Annotated in this window: 15 protein-coding genes; 8 read left to right on the top strand and 7 right to left on the bottom strand. The window is 62.3% G+C overall.

Annotated elements, in window-relative coordinates:
* Positions 1 to 80 precede the first annotated feature (80 nt).
* Positions 81 to 1,814: a sodium:calcium symporter gene (locus ACILSQ_RS27360; RefSeq protein WP_395746876.1), complete on the top strand. Its 1,734-nt coding sequence runs from the start codon at positions 81 to 83 to the stop codon at positions 1,812 to 1,814.
* 24 nt (positions 1,815 to 1,838) lie between these two features.
* Entirely contained in the window at positions 1,839 to 1,994 is a 156-nt protein-coding gene (locus ACILSQ_RS27355; protein ID WP_395746875.1) for a hypothetical protein, read from the top strand.
* Positions 1,995 to 2,002: 8 nt separating this feature from the next.
* On the opposite strand, the gene ACILSQ_RS27350 is transcribed toward ACILSQ_RS27355, so the two are convergent.
* Together ACILSQ_RS27350 and panB are read right to left on the bottom strand one after the other, a co-directional pair.
* Positions 2,003 to 2,986: a DUF3500 domain-containing protein gene (locus ACILSQ_RS27350; RefSeq protein ID WP_395746874.1), complete on the bottom strand. Its 984-nt coding sequence runs from the start codon at positions 2,984 to 2,986 to the stop codon at positions 2,003 to 2,005.
* A 76-nt stretch (positions 2,987 to 3,062) separates the two neighbouring features.
* Complete coding sequence (gene panB / locus ACILSQ_RS27345) at positions 3,063 to 3,821, bottom strand: 3-methyl-2-oxobutanoate hydroxymethyltransferase (protein WP_395746873.1); 759 nt, start codon at positions 3,819 to 3,821, stop codon at positions 3,063 to 3,065.
* 133 nt (positions 3,822 to 3,954) lie between these two features.
* Between panB and ACILSQ_RS27340 the strand changes: the two genes are divergently transcribed.
* From ACILSQ_RS27340 to ACILSQ_RS27320, 5 genes are all read left to right on the top strand, one after another.
* Positions 3,955 to 4,176, top strand: a complete 222-nt coding sequence (locus ACILSQ_RS27340; RefSeq protein WP_395746872.1) for a hypothetical protein — start codon at positions 3,955 to 3,957, stop codon at positions 4,174 to 4,176.
* A gap of 187 nt (positions 4,177 to 4,363) precedes the next feature.
* Positions 4,364 to 5,716 carry an MFS transporter gene (locus ACILSQ_RS27335; protein WP_395746871.1) on the top strand — a complete coding sequence of 451 codons (1,353 nt, stop codon included), beginning with the start codon at positions 4,364 to 4,366 and terminating at the stop codon, positions 5,714 to 5,716.
* A gap of 51 nt (positions 5,717 to 5,767) precedes the next feature.
* Positions 5,768 to 6,109, top strand: coding sequence for a hypothetical protein (locus tag ACILSQ_RS27330; protein ID WP_395746870.1), 342 nt, complete (start codon positions 5,768 to 5,770; stop codon positions 6,107 to 6,109).
* A gap of 91 nt (positions 6,110 to 6,200) precedes the next feature.
* Positions 6,201 to 7,658, top strand: a complete 1,458-nt coding sequence (locus tag ACILSQ_RS27325; protein ID WP_395746869.1) for an APC family permease — start codon at positions 6,201 to 6,203, stop codon at positions 7,656 to 7,658.
* 474 nt (positions 7,659 to 8,132) lie between these two features.
* Entirely contained in the window at positions 8,133 to 9,197 is a 1,065-nt protein-coding gene (locus ACILSQ_RS27320) for a hypothetical protein (protein WP_395746868.1), read from the top strand.
* A gap of 286 nt (positions 9,198 to 9,483) precedes the next feature.
* Here ACILSQ_RS27320 and ACILSQ_RS27315 read toward each other — a convergent pair whose 3' ends face one another.
* The gene (locus ACILSQ_RS27315) at positions 9,484 to 9,972 is read right to left on the bottom strand and encodes a hypothetical protein (RefSeq protein WP_395746867.1); all 489 of its coding nucleotides are present in this window, start codon (positions 9,970 to 9,972) and stop codon (positions 9,484 to 9,486) included.
* 122 nt (positions 9,973 to 10,094) lie between these two features.
* On the opposite strand from ACILSQ_RS27315, the gene ACILSQ_RS27310 reads away from it, so the two are divergent.
* Positions 10,095 to 10,679, top strand: coding sequence for a hypothetical protein (locus tag ACILSQ_RS27310; RefSeq protein ID WP_395746866.1), 585 nt, complete (start codon positions 10,095 to 10,097; stop codon positions 10,677 to 10,679).
* A gap of 9 nt (positions 10,680 to 10,688) precedes the next feature.
* Here ACILSQ_RS27310 and ruvB read toward each other — a convergent pair whose 3' ends face one another.
* From ruvB to ACILSQ_RS27290, 4 genes are all read right to left on the bottom strand, one after another.
* Positions 10,689 to 11,702, bottom strand: coding sequence for a Holliday junction branch migration DNA helicase RuvB (gene ruvB / locus ACILSQ_RS27305; protein WP_395746865.1), 1,014 nt, complete (start codon positions 11,700 to 11,702; stop codon positions 10,689 to 10,691).
* Between the two features lie 39 nt (positions 11,703 to 11,741).
* Positions 11,742 to 14,957 carry an FtsX-like permease family protein gene (locus tag ACILSQ_RS27300; RefSeq protein WP_395746864.1) on the bottom strand — a complete coding sequence of 1,072 codons (3,216 nt, stop codon included), beginning with the start codon at positions 14,955 to 14,957 and terminating at the stop codon, positions 11,742 to 11,744.
* The gene (locus ACILSQ_RS27295; protein ID WP_395746863.1) at positions 14,954 to 15,628 is read right to left on the bottom strand and encodes an ABC transporter ATP-binding protein; all 675 of its coding nucleotides are present in this window, start codon (positions 15,626 to 15,628) and stop codon (positions 14,954 to 14,956) included. The genes ACILSQ_RS27300 and ACILSQ_RS27295 overlap by 4 nt, the downstream gene beginning before the upstream one ends.
* A 141-nt stretch (positions 15,629 to 15,769) precedes the next feature.
* Positions 15,770 to 17,017 carry a phenylacetate--CoA ligase family protein gene (locus ACILSQ_RS27290; protein ID WP_395746862.1) on the bottom strand — a complete coding sequence of 416 codons (1,248 nt, stop codon included), beginning with the start codon at positions 17,015 to 17,017 and terminating at the stop codon, positions 15,770 to 15,772.
* Positions 17,018 to 17,470: the final 453 nt, after the last annotated feature.

Genomic DNA, 17,470 nt, shown 5'->3' with positions numbered 1-17,470 from the left:
AGTTCTGCTTTTGCCGAAACACAGCACTTTCGCAAACTCCTGCCTTGTTGTGATTCGCCGCACTGCCTAACCTCGCCCACATGTCGCAAAACAAAGAAGCCTGGGGCTCACGCCTGGGTGTCATCATGGCCGTCGCTGGCAGCGCGGTGGGCCTGGGCAATTTCCTCCGCTTTCCTGGCCTCGCCGCTCAGTATGGCGGCGGCGCCTTCATGCTCGCCTACGCGATTTCCTTTTTGATCATCGGCCTGCCCGTCGGCTGGGCGGAGTGGGCCATGGGCCGCTACGCCGGCAGCCGTGGTTACAATTCCGCCTCCGGCGCCTTTGCCGTCATCATTCAAAGACCCTGGGCCAAATACGCCGGCGTCATTGGCGTCATCGTTCCCGTCGTCATCTACCTCTACTACGTGGTGATCGAAGGCTGGTGCCTCGGCTACGCTTTCAATTTTTGGTCAGGCCGCCTGCACCTGCCCGATGCACAGGGCACCGTGGACTATTACAACGCCTTCACCGGTGCTGCGGCAGATGCCGCCTCGCTGGAGTTCAGCATGGACAAGACGCTGCCCTGGCTGCTCCTCGTCTTTGTCTTCAATTTCTGGCTGATCTATCGCGGGCTTTCCGGCGGCATCGAAAAGATGTGCAACATCGGCCTGCCGCTGCTCATCGTGCTCGCCATGGTGGTGCTGGTGCGCGTGCTCACGCTCGGCGCTCCAGATCCCGCCAGACCCCATGACAATGTGCAGAACGGTCTCGGCTACATGTGGAATCCCAGCAAGGTGCTGCTGGTGGACACCACACCGGGCTCGGATAAAAAACCTCGCGAGATCGTCGGCGCGCAGGCCGTGGCGGAGGCGCAGGCCGCCGTGGCATCCAGTCAGGGCAGGCTCGTGATGAAAACCACCTCGCCATGGGCCCAGCTCGCCAATCCCAGCCTGTGGCTCGCCGCGGCAGGGCAGATCTTCTTCAGCCTCGCCGTGGGCTTTGGCATCATCATCGTATACGCCAGCTACATGCGGCCAAAGGATGACGTCGTGCTCAGCGGCCTCACCGCCAGCAGTGCGAATGAGTTCTGCGAGGTGGCGCTGGGCGGCCTCATCACCGTGCCGGCGGCGGTCGCCTTTCTCGGAGTCGCAGGCATCGCCGGGCAGGCCGGTGTGGGCCTGGGTTTCAAGGTGCTTCCGCTGGTCTTTGCGCGGATGCCCGCCGGGGCCTTTTTCGGCGGCGCTTTTTTCTTCATGCTTTTCCTTGCCGCCATCACCAGCTCCATTTCCATGCTGCAGCCCGGCATCGCTTTCATTGAGGAGGCGCTCGGCGTTGGGCGTCGTGTTTCGGTGCTTCTGCTCGGTGCGCTTACCACCCTCGGCACCGGTTTCGTGGCCTGGTTCACCCAGGATTTGAAGGCGCTCGACACCCTGGACTTTTGGGGCGGCACCTTTCTCATCTTCATGCTCGCCACCTTTCAGACCCTTGTGTTCGGCTGGGTCTGGGGAATCGATCGCGGCTTCGCTGAAATGAACCAGGGCGCGGCCTTCCCCGTGCCGCGCTTCTTCCGTCCCGTCATCCGCTGGGTCTGCCCGGCGTTCCTGCTCTCCATCTTCGCGCTCTGGCTGCTGAAGGAGGTCCTGGGGTTCGATCTCGCCACCTTCCAGCCCGGCCCCGCCTCCTCTTACATCACCGATCTGGCGGGAGAAAAAGCCAGGCTGCCCGCGCAGCTCAGCATGGGACTGATCGTCTTCTTCCTCATTCTCTTTTCCGTCATGGCCGCGCGCTCCCACGCCTTCAGGCGCGCTCAGCAGGGCCTCGACAAACACGAGTGATTAATCGCCACAGCCTTCCTCCCCATGACCACCTCCGGCCTCATCGTCATGCTGCTCTCCGTCGGCACCGTCACCACGCTTTTTGCGTGGTGCGTTTACAAGGTGCTCACCACTCCCCGCGAAGCCGAAAAAATTCACGGCGTGGATCTCCACACCCCGGATATGGACGAGCGCAGCTAGCCTCTGCCTCAGACCGGCAGATGGAAGTAACCGTGAATGTGCGGGTACCCGCGGAAGTACCACACAAACTCCGGACTTTCGATCTGCCACGTGTCCCACACCTTGTCAGCGCCGACGTCGTACTTTCCGCCGTAGCAGGACACAAACACCCGCTCCACCAGCTTTTTGTCCGTGATGGTCTTCATGGTTGCTGCCACGTCATCCTCACGGAAGCACACCAGCATGCGGCGGATCGTTTCCAGCAGCTTTGCCTGCTGGTCTTTGCTGAGATCCGCTCCTGAAAGCCCGGGGAGGTCGGTCTTCCGTTTCTCGATGACCCTCTCCGGTCTCTCCGACCGTGGCTCGCGGCCCACCAGGATTTTCTCCTGCTGCTTGCCGTCCAGCGCCTGGACGAACTCATTGAAGACCAGCCCCTGGTACCAGAACGGGTTTCCCTCATGGTCCTTCGACTCGTTGAAGCCCTTGGCAAAGTTGCCATAGAAAATCGGGCGGCCGCCAAAGCCGCGGCCCTTGTCGGTGTGGGCGTCGCAGCGGCGCGTCACATGATGGCCGGTGTAGATGAACTCAAAATCCTCGTCTTCAGGCTTGCCAAAAAAGCCGACGGAAGGCGTGTTGCTGATCTTGCCCATCAGATCCTTCTGCACCTGCCAGTTCATCTTCTCCCGGTGTTCAGGATGGTGCAGGGACTCAAAGATCTGCTTCACCAGGTCCTGCTGGTCCTTGCTGTAAAACGTATGCAGCCTCTGCTCCGGGCAGATGTACCACCAGTTGCTCACATAGCCCCGCTGCGGGTGGTCGCGCGGCAGCACGATCTTGGTCCGCTGCTCCTCGCTGAGACTCTTGTAAAACTGCGTGGCCAGCGAGTCCTTGCCCGCCGCAGCGGCTGCTCGCAGGGACGGGAAGGCTGCAAATGCGGCGGTCGCGCCCAGGGTGCGGAGGATTTCGCGGCGGCTGACGTGCTTCCCGTTCAGAAGGGCAGGGGATGGGTTCATCTCGGCATGATCTCAGAGTCTGGCGGAAAAGGCCAGCGCGAAATACCGGGCAGCCAGCCCCCCCCCCTTGGGCGCGTCATCCCTGGACTTCAGCCATGTATTCCCGCACCGCCCGCAGCGTTTCCCCCGCCACGTCAGCGCGTGCTTTGGCAAACGGCGGGCGGAACCACGGGAAACTCCCCAGCAGGTCCGGCGTCACCAGCACCTGCCCGTCGGTGCCGCTGCCCGCACCGATGCCGATGGTGCTGGCCTTGACCTCGGCCGTCATCCGCGCGGCCACTTCGGGTACGATGCTCTCCAGAACAATCGCGGCCGCGCCCGCTTGATCCAGGGCGCGCACATCCGCCAGCAGATGCTCGATGGATTCGGTCGTCTTGCCCTTTTTCTTGTAGCCCCCTTCTTCCTTCACGCTTTGCGGCAGCATGCCCACATGCCCGACGAAAGGAATCCCTGCCGCTATGATCGCCTCGACCTGCGGCAGCATCGAGACGCCGCCTTCGAGTTTCACGCAGGCCGCGCCGCACTCCATCAGCCGCTTCGCATTGCTCACCGCCGTCTCCGCAGTGAGATAGCTCGCGAAAGGGAGATCCGCGATCACCGGCGCGCGCTTCGCTCCCCGGCACACCGCCGTGGTGTGGTGCAGCATCATCTCCATCGTCACCCCCGTGGTGTCAGGCAGGCCCAGCACCACCATGCCCAGTGAGTCCCCCACCAGCAGCAGGTCCACCCCGGCCTCATCCAGCACGCGTGCGGTGGGGTAGTCATACGCGGTCAAAACGGCCAGCTTGGGGCCGCTGGCTTTGCGCATTGGAAGATCGGCGAGTGAGGTGAGCATGAACCTCCAGTTCATCGTCGCCGCAGGGCAAAATTCAAGCGGGTGAACTGTCGGGCGTGGAAAATCATGCGTGACAGCTCGCGTCCCATGCGTTGAATGAGGCAAGGTTTGCTTTTCCACCCACCCACTGACCATGAAAACACTGCTGACCCTCGTCGCCTTCACGGCATCCCTGACGCTCAATGGCCTCGCCGCCGATGCCCCGGTGAACTCTGAATGCCCCGTCTGCCACAAGGACGCCCGCCTGATTTTCCGCAGCACCGTGGCTGGCAAGCGCGTGATCTTCGCCACGGCCGAGTGCAAGGAGAAGTTCGACAAGAGCCCGAACAAGTTTCAGGTGAAGCCGAAGTCTTGAGGCGCTCAGCGCTCAAGCCAGAAGTCAAAACGGTCAAGGAGCCAGGCCGTGTTGCTTCGGGGACGTCGCGTCCTCCCCGGCTCTGTCCCCACGCTCCTCCACACCGTTCTTCGCCCCGCCTTGACCTCTTCATCCCTTGACTCATTGACCTCACATCCTCCCGCTGGATAGAGTTCGGATTCCGCCCATGCCACCCAGCCTTCCGGACCACACTCCTCATTCTGCGGCGCTTGATCGTGCCCGGAGCAAAGCCTACTGGCGTCTGCTGCCGCTCCTCTTTGTCAGCTACATGATCGCCTACGTGGACCGGCAGAATGTGGCGGTGGCCAAGCTGACCATGACCAAGGATCTGGCGGGCTTTGACAATGCGGTCATCGGCATTGGCGCGGGCATTTTTTACATTGGCTACGTGCTGCTGGAGATTCCCGGCACGCTGATGGTGGAGCGCTGGAGCGCGCGGAAGTGGATCTGCCGCATCATGATCACGTGGGGTATGATGGCGGGGCTTACGGCTGCGGTCACAACCCCATGGCAGTTCTACACCGTGCGTTTTCTTTTGGGACTGGCGGAGGCCGGCTTCTTTCCCGGCGTCATTGTCTATCTGACCCACTGGTTCCCCAGCCGCGACCGCGCGCGTGCTCTCGCCATCTTCCTCGTGGCGGCGCCGCTGGCGCAGATCCTGAGCCCGTTCGTTTCCTTTGAGCTGCTCAAGATTGGGGCTGACACCGCGCATCCGGCGCTGCTGGGCATGGTCGGCTGGCAATGGGTGTATGTGTTTTGGGCCCTCCCGGCGCTCCTCCTGGGGGGCTTCGTTTTCTACAAGCTGGTGGACAAGCCCGCGCATGCCGCCTGGCTCACGGACGAGGAGAAACTGGCGCTGCAGAACGAACTGGAGCGTGAGCGCGGACTCACCAGCCGGGGCAAGCGCCTGACCGTGCTCGAAGCCCTCCAGCATCCCCAGGTGCTTCTGCTCGCTCTGGCTTATTTCTGCATGACCACCGGCAGCATTGGCATGGAGTTGTTCATGACCAGCATCCTCAAAGACTGGTATCAGTTGAAGGACGACACGCTGAAATGGCTCATCACGCTGCCACCGGCGGCGGCGCTGGTCGGTCAGCTTGTCGCCGGCTGGAGTTCGGACCGCCACAAGGAGCGCCGCTGGCATGCCATCGTGCCCATCATCCTGGGCTCCGTTTCGCTCGGCCTCCTGCCGCAGACCCAGGGAAATCTGGTTTTGACGGTGGTGTGCTTCATGGCTGCGTTCACCGGGTTCAAGAGCTACATGCCTGCCTTCTGGGCTCTGCCGAATCTCTTCCTCACCGCGGCCGCGGCGGCTGGCAGCATCGGGCTCATCAATTCGCTGGGGAATCTGGGTGGCTTCTGCGGTTCCACCCTGCTCGGAACCGTGGAAAAAATGACCGGCTCCTATGTGGGCGGGCTGTACTACATGTGCTGTTCCGCGCTCGTTTCCGCCTCCATCATCTTCAGCTTCTTTGCCATGAGGAAAAAGGCGGCGGACTCGGATGATGTGAAAACTTGATGCTCTGCTTTGATCCGGCCAGATCTCGCCCGCTCTCCTTGCAGCCCCCACATGAAACCCAGTCAGCAAAACAAGCCCGATGCTCCGCTGGAGCGGGACATCGCCATCCATATTTTCAGTGCCTCCGCCGCCATGGTGGGCGTGTGCCTCACGGTCATCAGCATCGTCCAGACCTTCACGCGTTCCGAGCAGGTGCGCACGCTCGTGGATGACATCCTGGCGGTCAATGCCATGGTCTTCCTCTGCGCCTGCCTGCTCTCCTACTGGGCCCTGCGCACTCGCAGCATCCGCCGCATGCACCGCGTGGAGTCTGCCGCGGACATCGTCTTCCTCGTCGGCCTGGCGGGCACCGTCTGCGCCTGCGGCATGATCGTCTGGGCGGCGGCCCGTTGATGGGAGAAATAGCCGGTTCCTTGGCACTTTTAATGATTGCGGCTTCGTGGGCTTCCTCACATACTCGCGCCGCTTTTGCCGCCCCTCACTTATGAAAAAAGGTCTCTTCATCACCAAATCCACCGCTCAGCTTGCCGCCGAGTCCTCTGACGATTCCCACGGTCTGAAGCGCGTGCTCTCACGCTGGGCGCTCGTCTCCCTTGGCATTGGTGCGGTGATCGGCACAGGCATCTTCGTTCTCACCGGCCACGCGGCGGCTGACTTTGCGGGACCTGCCGTAGCCCTCTCCTATGTTCTCTCGGGGCTGGGCTGTTTATTTGCCGGACTTTGTTACGCGGAATACGCGGCGGCCATTCCCATTGCCGGAAGCGCTTACACCTATTCCTACGCCACCTTGGGAGAACTGGTGGCCTGGCTCATTGGCTGGGATCTCATTCTCGAATACATGTTTGCCGCCTCCACCGTGGCCGTGGGCTGGTCCAAGCACTTCCTTCCCTTTATGAAGGACTTTTTCAACGTCGATCTCCCGGAGCAATGGTGCCGCGCGCCGCTCGACTATGTGGACGGTCATATCGTTCACACTTCCCACTTCGTGAACATTCCGGCCATGCTGCTCATCTGGGTCATCACCTGGCTGCTCGTGGTGGGCATGAAGGAGTCCGCGCGTTTTAACAACATCATGGTGGCCATCAAGGTGGTCATCATTCTCCTCATCATCGGCCTCGGCTGGGGCTACATCAATCCCGCCAACCTCACCCCCTTTATTCCTGAACAAACCGGGGAGCTGGGAAAATACGGCTGGCCGGGCATCCTTAAAGGCGCAGGTGTGATCTTCTTTGCCTACATCGGCTTTGATGCTGTCTCCACGGCGGCGCAGGAGACCAAAAATCCGCAGAAGGATATGTTCTGGGGCATGATCGGTTCTCTGGCCATCTGTGCCGTGCTGTTTGTTTTGGTTTCCATCGTGCTCTGCGGCATGGTGAACTACAAGGAACTGCATGTGGACGCCCCTGTGGTCTATGCGCTGGAAAAAGTGGCCGGAGACAGCCTGAAATGGCTGCGCATGGCGGTCGAGATCGCAGTGCTGGCCGGCCTCAGTTCGGTCATCCTGGTGCTGCTCATGGGACAGCCGCGCGTGTTTTTCAGCATGGCCAAAGACGGTCTGCTGCCACCCATGTTTGCTAAGGTGCACCCGAAATACGGCACGCCGCACATCACCACCATTGTCACAGGTCTCCTGTGCTCGGTGCTGGCGGGCTTCCTGCCGCTGAACCTCCTCGGGGAGCTCGTCTCCATTGGCACGCTCATGGCCTTCACCGTGGTCTGCATCGGCATCATCGTGCTGCGCAGGACCAACCCCGGCATGCCGCGCCCCTACCGCACACCGTGGGTGCCGCTGGTGCCCATTCTCGGCGCTGGCATCTGCGTGGCCCAGACCGTCCTCCTCCCTCCGGACACCTGGATCCGTCTTTTTGTCTGGATGACCATCGGCTTGGTCATTTACTTCCTTTACGGGATCAAGCACAGCAAGCTGCGCAAGGAACCTTGAGGTCGTGATTGGCTCAGGTGGTCCGGTGTAGGCCGCTGCCCTGCACCGCAGATTTTCCATTCCGCTCTCGCAGTTGGCTGAAAATTCGGGAACGTGGGGACGGTTTCATCGTTACCTGCCATGCCTTCCCATCCCGAGGACTTCACACACCTTCCATCGGTGGATGAAGAGGCCGTGGAAAAGCCGCCCCCCACGCCGGCCTCCGAGCCTTCGGCTGCGGGAGAGGCGGGCGGCGGTTCTCTGTCCAAGGAAGTCAGCCATAAACGGATGTTGGTTCAGGGCCGCGAGTCCCCCCGGGTCTCATTCAGATCACGCTCGAGTCAGCCCGAGCCAGCAGCCGCAGCCGCGTCGGACGCACCTCCTGCTTCGCCGCCGAAAAACAAAGCCACTCAAAGAATGCCCGCCTCGGCGGATGTTCCGAGTCCTCCGCCGCAAACACCCCACAGAGCTCCATCCCTCCCACCCCTCAAGTCAGTGGTCAGGAGGTCGCCCCGGGCCCTCGTCACAGTTGCGGATGCACCGCCGCAGAGCTCCTGGCGCCAGCGCTGGGAAAAGTGGGGCGGCCGCTCCCTCGCACTCAGCATCGGCGTCCATGCGCTGCTGTTGATCGCCGCCGCATTGATCGTGGTGCATCAGGTTATGGACCGGCAGATCGACTTCCTCCCGGGCGGCGGCTCGGTGCAGGGGGCCCAGGCCGAGCAGGCGCTGCAGCATAAGATTCAGCAGAAGAAAAACCCCTGGCTCAAGCAGTCGGTGCCCATCCGCAAAATCGCCGTCAATGGCATGAGCAACCTTTCGCTGCCCGCGGACGTGCCGGACATGCTCGATTTCTCCCCGTCATCCAAGCCGCTGGGTGGCTCCCCGGGTGGGGGTGGATTCGGTCTCGCCGGTGCCGGCGGCGGCTTTGGCAAAGGTGTCGGCCTGGGCGCCCAGAATGGCATGACCTTTGGCCCCTTGTTTGGTCTGAACATCAAGGCCCGCAAACTCGCCGTCGTCCTCGACGTCTCCTCCTCCATGACCCCTCATTTGGAGCGCGTCGTCCGGGAGGTGGACAAGGTGGCGAAAGGCAGCGTCGTCGTCCTCTATTTCGGCTGCGGCCTGGAAGAGCCGAAGAAACCTCTCGTCGGTACCAGGGTCTTTCGCACTTCGGCCATCGAGTTCGAAAAATTCTGGCGCATGGGCGGCGCCACCTACATGGAAACGGCTGCTTACAAGATCGACCCCAAAAAGCCCATCCCCATGAAGGATCTCTTCCTTCAGCTTTCCCGCCGCCCGCAGACCTATTTCGTCCACAATGTGGGTGTCGGCTTCACCTGGCTCGCCCTGCTGAGCGACGAAGTCCGCAACGCGGACGGCCTCTACTGGTTCTCCGATTTTCAGGACAAGGTGGACTTCAAGCAGGTTGAAATCGTGCTCGAGGGTCTGAAACGCCGCAAACAGCGCCTTTACATCCACTCCTACGGCAAGGGGCAGTACTTCGATCTCATCAAAAACCAGCTCGTGATTCCCACCGAAGGCGACTCCTACGCTGAGGAGTGAAGGAGCTTTAACCTCATTTAAACCACGAATAGCACGACCAGCACGGATTAATCCTGTGCTTCAGTTCAGTTATACCAGAAGCAGTTGAAAACAGGTCTGCGCGGCCGAGCCAGCCCCCCGTACTGGGAGCGCCGGTTTTTAACCGGCTCTGGGTGCCGCTCCGCTTGCAGGTGAGCACCGAACGCCTCACCACAGGCCCGTTTTCAAACGATCGTGGTATTATCCGTGATAATCCGTGTGATCCGTGGTCGGAAATTCCGGAGTTGGACTTCAAGGTCTCCTCAGTTCACCTCACCGGCACGAAGCGCACGATGTTGCGGTGATACACTTCGCACTCCTTCTTGTGCATCCAGATGCTGAACCAGAACAGAAGCGCGCCAAAAATCACCACCACAAACACCACCAGCCGGTTTTTGGGAGAGCGCGCCGTGACCACCGCCGCGAAACTGAGCAGCGCCATGGCATAGTAGGGCCAGGCCCAGTCCTTCCGCCGCTGCGTCTGCTCCTGGATCAGCGGCGCAAAATCCGGCGAGCGCGTCGCCAGAATGCGCGGCGTGGCCTTGTCCCGCAGATCCAGATAGGGCCACACACTGGCGCAGGACACACAGATGACCGCCAGCGCCAGCATCCGGCTCTTCTTCTCGCCAAACATGAACGCCACCATCAAAAACGTCAGCCCGATCCCCAGCCCCCACAACGGCAGCGGCTCCAGCAGCAAATGCAAATACTCCGGATCGCAGATGCTCTGCCAGAGGGTGGTGAGTTCGCGCCACATGCGGCAATGCTGTAATGCCGAAGAACCCGCACGCAAGGCCGGGCATCATGCCGAAACAGAAACAGAAAATTGACGAAACAGTCTGTTTCTGTTAGAATTACCATATTATTAATTAAATCCATATGAAAACCGGCCTTCTTCTGTCCCTGTTCCTCGCCCTGGGCTCCTGGCTTTCGGCGGCCGAGCCCGTCTTTCCCGCCGTGGCGGCTCCCGCGGAAATCACTCAGTTTTACCACGATGTGAATTTCGCCGCCTGCTTCAGCACCCCGGAGGAGCGCAAGCTGGTCAGCCACATGATCGAAACCAGTGCGACCGACAAGCTCTCCGCCCGCCTCCGCACCCTGGCCCAGGCCGTCCAGAGAATCCGCTCCGCGTCGGTTTCCATCGACCCGCACATGGTTCACGACGGTGGTCTCACCTTCAAAAACCCGGACGAAGAACTCACCGAAATCGTCTCGCTGCAGCGGACCGGGAACAACATCCGGGTGGAGGTGAGCACACGCTCCGTTTCTTCCGAGACCCGGTCATGGCTGGTGGCCCAGTTTGAAAACAAGGAGCAGAAGCAGGCGCCCGCCGCCGGTTCACCCGATGTTCTGGCCCAGATCCTCAAGCAAACCGCCCGCCATGAAGTCCACGTCTGGCATCAAGTGCACGGCCGCTGGGTGCGCGAGGAAGCCGCCGTCGTCCTCCTCAAGCTGGTGAAGTAACAGCACCGCTCAAAACAGCTCCGACTGCCCCGTGTTCGGCGGGATCAGCCCCAGCTTGCGATACGCCGCCGGCATCGCCACGCGTCCGCGCGGCGTGCGTTTGAGGTAGCCCTGCATCACCAGATAGGGCTCATGCACATCCTCCAGCGTGCTGGTGTCCTCACCCACCGCCACCGCCACGCTGCCCATCCCGACCGGACCGCCGTCAAATTTGCCAATGATCGCCTCCAGAATCCGCGTGTCCATGTCATCCAGTCCGGACTCGTCGATGTCGCGCATGCTCAGCGCCTGGCGCGCCACCTCCTCGGTCACGATGTTCTGCGCCTTCACCTGCGCATAGTCCCGCACCCAGCGCAGCAGATGGTTGGCAATGCGCGGCGTGCCGCGTGAACGCCGCGCGATCTCCAGCGCCCCTGCGGGCTCGATGCCCACATTCATCAGCCGCGCGGAGCGGATCAAAATATGCTGAATCTCCTCCGCAGTGTAGTAGTCCAGCCGGTTCGGAATGCCAAAGCGTGACCGCATCGGCGCCGTCAGCATGCCCGCCCGCGTCGTGGCCCCCACCAGCGTGAACGGCGGCAGGTCGATGCGGATCGTCCGCGCCTTCGGCCCCTGGTCGATGATGATGTCCAGCCGGTAGTCTTCAATTGCCGGATACAGGTACTCCTCGATGCTTGGATGGAGACGGTGGATTTCGTCGATGAAAAGAATGTCCCGCTCCTGCAGGTTCGTGAGAATGCCGGCCAGATCTCCGGCACGGTCAATCTGCGGTCCGCTCGTGGTGTGCAGCTTCGTGCCCACCGCATTCGCGATCAGGTTCGCCAGCGTCGTCTTGCCCAGCCCCGGCGGCCCGCACAGCAGCACATGGTCCAGCGACTCCCCGCGCATCTTCGCGGCCTCCACCATCACCAGAAGCTGCTCCTTCACCTTCGTCTGGCCATGAAACTCGGAAAAATCCGCCGGGCGGAGGGCGAGATCAAAGGGAGAGTCGGGTTCGTTGAGCGCGGGATTCACTCCCCACATAGGAGCGTGCGCCGCGCAGAGTGCAAGGCGGTGTGCGCTCTACTCCCGTCGGATCGCTTCGGTGAGCCGCCCGCGCACCGCCATGCTCACGGCAAACACGCACACCACCAGCCCGCATCCCAGCACCGCTGCGATCAGCTCGCCCAGGAAAACAATGGGCAGCCCGCCTCCACGTTCGATCAGTTGCGGCAGCACCGCCAGCGCGGCGGTGATCACGCCTAAAATAACCCCCAGCACCAGCAGCACGCCGTGCTCTCCCAGAATCATCCACCGCAGCGCTCCCGCGCGGAATCCCAGCGCCTGCATCAGCCCCAGCTCGCCGCGCCTTTCCAGCACATGCCGCGCGATGAGCACGCCGATCCCCGCCGTCCCCAGCAGCACGCCCAGGCCGCCCAGCACCGTGAAGATGCCGATGTAGGTGTTCTGCACGCTCAGAAACAATTCCAGCCGCTGCTTCGCCGGCTCCAGCGCCAGCCCCCGCTGCTCAAGCTGTTGCGTCAGTTCCTTGGACACATCCGCCGCCTGCTCCGGTTTCGCATCAATGAGGAAGAAGCGGTAGCCCGCGGCATCCGGATACTTCGAGAGAAACGCCTGCTCCGTGATGATCATCTTCCCCTGCAGCACCGAGCCCGCCAGCAGCCCGGTGATTTTCACATGAAACGTGCGCCCCGCGCTGTCCTGGTAGTCCAGCGTGTCTCCCACCCCTTTGCCCAGCCCCCACATCGCCGTCGCCTGATCCGCGATCGCCGGGAGCGGCTGCTCCCCAGCTCCGTCGCTCGCCCCCAGCGGCGCCAGGCTCTCCCACGATCCTGACGCAAACGCAAAGCGCCCCGTCAGCTTGGCGGGATCCGCCGCCACGAGCACCGGCTTTTGCGCACGGTTCAGGTTCAGGCAGCTCGCATCATCACCCTCCCGTACGCGGAAGGGCACCACCCGTGCCTGCGGCATCAGTTTTTCGTCCAGGCCAAAGGCATCCCATCCCGCCTTCGCATTCAGGTCTTCATACACTGGCAGCGAAGACTCGCCCACCAGGGCAAAGCCCCCGGTGCCGGAGTCGCGCGCCGTGCTGTCTCCGGCGCTCATGCGGAAGGCGTTCACCGCCACCACCAGGAAAATGCCCCCGGCCATCATGCCGATCACCGCCAGGCTGCGCGAAGGCCGGCGCGAAATGTTCCGCGAGCCGATCTGTGAGAGAGATCGCGCAAGAGTGCCGCTGTCACGCCGCATCCATCCCCGCAGCAGCAGCAGCAGCCCCGCCACCAGCATCAGCATGCCGGAGCCAAAGAACATCCCCGCCACCGCCTCCGGATTTTTCACCACAAACCCGCCCGCCAGCAGTCCTCCCGCAAGACACACCAGCAGCAGCGGAATCTTCTTCCCGCCCTTTTTCTTTGCCTGCTTCAAATCCTCGCTCCACGAGCCTGCCAGCAGATCGCGCGCCTGCACTCTGAAGAGCTTCCGGCTCGCCCACGCCAGAGTCAGCACCACCACCACCAGCGTGCCCAGCGCCGCATTGAAGATCGTGCCAAAGCTTGCGCTGAACACCAGCGGCAGCCCCTGCGTCGCTCCCGTCCACACGGCGGTAAGTCCATGCAGCGCCGTCTCCGTGTAAAACATGCCCCCAAACACGCCCAGCAAAACGCCCGCCACCGCGATGACGCCCGCCTCCAGCAGCCACGCGCGCCGCACCCGGCCGCGTGTCCACCCCAGCGCCAGCAGCAGCCCCACCTGCGAGGCCCGCCGCTCCAGCGTGAACAAAAACAGCAGCGCCGCAAACACCAGCGCCGCCGCGATCAAAAACAGGCTCAGCCCGATGAACAGCCCGCCAAAGTCCACGCTCCCCTTCGCCGCGCTTCCCGCCTCACGCTTGAAATCCCGCGGCACCAGCCCGATGTCGGAGAGCTGCAGCCGCAGCGCCAGCACATTCGCCTTCGCCTCCGGCGTCTGCCCTTCATCGGGCAGACGGATGGCGGTGAGCTGGCCAAAGCGGTTGCCCCAGAGCTTCTGCCCCGCCTCCAGCGTGATGAACCCCTTCGGCGTCCCTTTGAATTCATCCCAGTACTCCTCGTCCTTGTCGCGGATCGCCTTCATGTCCATCGGGATGCCCGGCTCCCAGTCACGGCAGTTGTCCACGTCCGAAACACCTGGAAACTCCGGCGTCCACGCCTTCGTGACCTTCGGATCATCCATCGGCAGAATCGCCCCCACCTTGAATTTCGCCGACTGCTGTTTCAAATCGCGCCCCAGGCCTACCACGAAGTATTTGACCTCCAGTTCATCTCCCACGGCCAGTTTCTGGTCATCCGCCAGCCATTGCGTGATCGTGATCTCATCATCCTTGCCGTGCCCCGTCGCCGTCACCATGGAGTAAGGCGTGGCCCCCTGCTTCGAAGTGATCCCGTTCACCAGATAGGTCAGCACTCCGTACGATCCTTTAAATTCGTCCAGCTTCTCCGCCACGCCTCGGTCCAGAAACACCCGGCTCGTGCTGATCTCCCATTCCTTCTTCGCGCCCTCGATCCGTTTGAGCCTCAGCGCGAAGTCCTCCAGCGTGCGGTGCTCCTCCAGATGCGAGCGCAGCACGTTGAACTGCGGGTGCAGCAGCGCGTTCACCCGCCCGTCCATTTCAATCTGCGTCTGCAGGTCCGCCAGATTCACAAACACGGAGTCCGGCGGCACCTGCGAGGCCGTGAGCTGAAAGGCGCCAAAGTCTTCCGCGCTCAGCACCGCGGCCACCGTGCGCCGCAGTGACACATCCTGGTTCGTGCTGCCGGAGAGCGGCGCATCGCGCGAGATCGCGCTCGGCCGCTCCAGCCGCACCAGGATCGTGTCTCCCGCCTTCACACCCAGCTTCCGCGCCAGCGGCTCATTGATGGCCACCGCCGATTTATCAAAGGCGATGTTCTTCGTGCTCGTGCTCAGCTTCCAAAATCCGGCCTCCACGCCCAGTACCTGCGCTCCGTTCACCCGCACCTTGCCATTGGCGGCGCTCGCCGCACCCGTGGCGATGATGAGCGGCGCGGCGTGCGTTTTGCGCGCCAGCGCCTCCGTGAACCAGCGGTCGCCACCCAGCACGCCTCCTTCCACTTTCCCCAGCCGCAGCGCCGCCACGCGCCGCAGGCTGGCGCGCACGGAGTCACCCACGAGCATCGAGCCCGTCAGGATCGTCGCGGCCAGAAACGTGCCAAAGAGCAGGCCCAGGTGACCACGCCAGTAATGACGTGCGGACTGGAAAACGTAATCCGTGAGTTTCATTGCAGGGCGCCTTCGTGAATCGTCAGCACACGCCCCATCCGCTCCGCCTGTGCGCGGTGGTGGGTCACCATGACCAGCGTCACACCGCTGCTCTTTTGCAGCGTCAGCAGCAGGTCCGTCAAAGCGGCGGCGCTCGTCTCATCCAGCGCGCCCGTGGGCTCGTCCGCCAGAATCAGTCGCGGCTGGTTGATCAGCGCGCGCACAAAGGCCACGCGCTGGCGTTCCCCGCCGGAGAGCTGCGCGGGTTTCCAGCTCATGCGGTCTTTCAGCCCCACCTGTTCCAGCAGTCCTTCCGCGCGCTGCATCGCATCCTGCGGCGGCGTTTTCAGCGCCAGCGTCGGCAGCAGCACATTCTCCAGTACGGAGCACTGCGGCAGCAGATGGTGAAGCTGGAAGATGAAGCCGATCTTCTGGCTGCGCACCGCCGCCAGTTGCTTCGCGCTCAGCTTCGCCAGCGCCTCCCCGTCAAAGGTGATCTCGCCCGCATCCGGCAGATCCAGCGTGCCCAGAATGTTCAGCAGCGTGCTCTTGCCGCAGCCGGACGGGCCCACAATCGCCACCGCTTCCCCCGCTTCGATGCTCAGATTGATCTCGCGCAGCACCGGCACCTGCGCGCCGCTGCCCGGGTCGGTGTAGGATTTGGACACATGGGTCAGTTGGAGGAGTGGCATGGGCTTAGCCTAGGCACGCTAGGAGAGTTGAACAGCAGGAAAATCACGAATGACGAATGTGGAACGACGAGGTCATAATGAACTGCCAGGGTCTGCTGGGTGAAAGCGCCGCCCCTTTTCACGTCATTCGTCATTCATCACTCACTCAGCCGTCACAATCCGCCAGCGCTTCGCCTTGAACTCATGCCTTGGCAGGCTGTTGGGCTCGGCCAGCCGCACCGAAATGCGCAGGGAAAAAGTGTCCTTCAGCTTCGCCTCGATCCGCTTGATCAGTTGCTTCGCCACATTGCCGTCCATTTCCAGCACCAGCTCGATCTCGTCCATCGCATCCACCTTGCGCTGCTCCACCAGGTATTCCACCACCTCTGGAAACTGCCTCACCACGGCATCGACCGCGCTGGGATAAATGTTCACCCCGCGCACCACCACCATGTCATCCACACGGCTCAGGATGCCGCCCTCCAGCATCAGCCGGCCGCGGTGAGTTTTCTTTTTCACCCAGTCTCCCGTGCGGTAGCGCAGCAGCGGGCACGCCGTGCGGTCCAGCGTGGAAAGGATCAGCTCTCCGCACTCGCCTTCGCCCACTTCCACTCCGGTCTTCGGATCCACGATCTCCGCCAGATACGCTTCCTCCATCACCACCAGTTGCCGTGGCATGTCCTCCGTCTCATAGCTCACCGGGCCCACCTCGGTCATGCCATGGTGGTCAAACACCCGCGCATCCCACAGCTCCTCCAGACGCTTGCGCACCTCGGGCACGCTGCCGCCGGTTTCACCGGCCACGATGATCTTGTTGATGCGCAGGCTCATCCGCTCCACCCCCGACGCCGCGCCGATCAGCTCTCCTAGCCGCAGCGCATAGGTGGGTGTGCAGCACAGCACCGTGGCGCCATAGCGCGCCATCGCCTCCAGCCTCGCCTGGCTCGACAATCCTCCGGTGGGAATCACCAGGAAGTCCTTCGCCGCCGCCTCATACGCCGTCCAAAAGCCAAGAAACGGCCCAAACGAAAACGCGAAGAAAATGCGGTCCCGCCCTTTGACCAGCCCCGCGGCGTCAAACACCCGCTGCCAGCACTTTAGCATGGCGTCCCAGCTTTCCGGCGTGTCCACCCACGCCATCGGCATTCCCGTGCTCGTGCCGCTTGTCTGGCAAAATCTCGTGTACTGGTGCAGCGCCCGCGTCAGGTTCGTGCCAAACGGCGGATGCGCCAGCCGGTCCGCCTGAATGTCCGCCTTCGTGGTGAACGGCACCTGCGCGATGAAATCCTCCACGCGGTTGAGCCGGCTCACCTTCAGCTCCCACTCGCGGATTTTCTTCCCGTAAAAACTGTCCGTCGTGGCCAGATTGAGCACGATGGAGCGCAGTTTGCGCCACTGGTTGGAGCGCAAACGAACCCGGTCGATCAATGGAGGACCCTCAGACACCCTTCAAGACATGGCGAGGCATGAACCGGGGTCAAGCAACGCGGTCAGACAACCCAATGAATAAGGAAAATCACCACGTTGTCGTCGACGATTCGAGCCACCACCTCAGCCACCTCAAAAATCAACAATCCCTGTTCATCAATCGTCAATCACGCACACCCATTGCCCCCCACCACCCATGGCCCCCCCAACCATCGAGCCATCACTCTTCACGAGTCCGGTCAAACTCTCACCACCATCCCCCTCGCGCCCTAAAGCCCCCAGACACCACCCCCTCAAAAATCAACAATCCCTGTTCATCAATCGTCAATCCACGCACACCCATTGCCCCCTCCCACCCATGGCCCCCCCAACCATCGAGCCATCACTCTTCACAAGTCCATTCAAACATCCCCGCTCCCTCCCAGCCCCAGCCCC

Origin of the sequence: Prosthecobacter sp. (genome assembly GCF_044227185.1) — a bacterium.
Taxonomy (GTDB): Bacteria; Verrucomicrobiota; Verrucomicrobiia; order Verrucomicrobiales; family Verrucomicrobiaceae; genus Prosthecobacter.
Note: the sequence above shows the minus strand (reverse complement) of the source record. Positions and strands in the feature narration are given on the sequence as shown.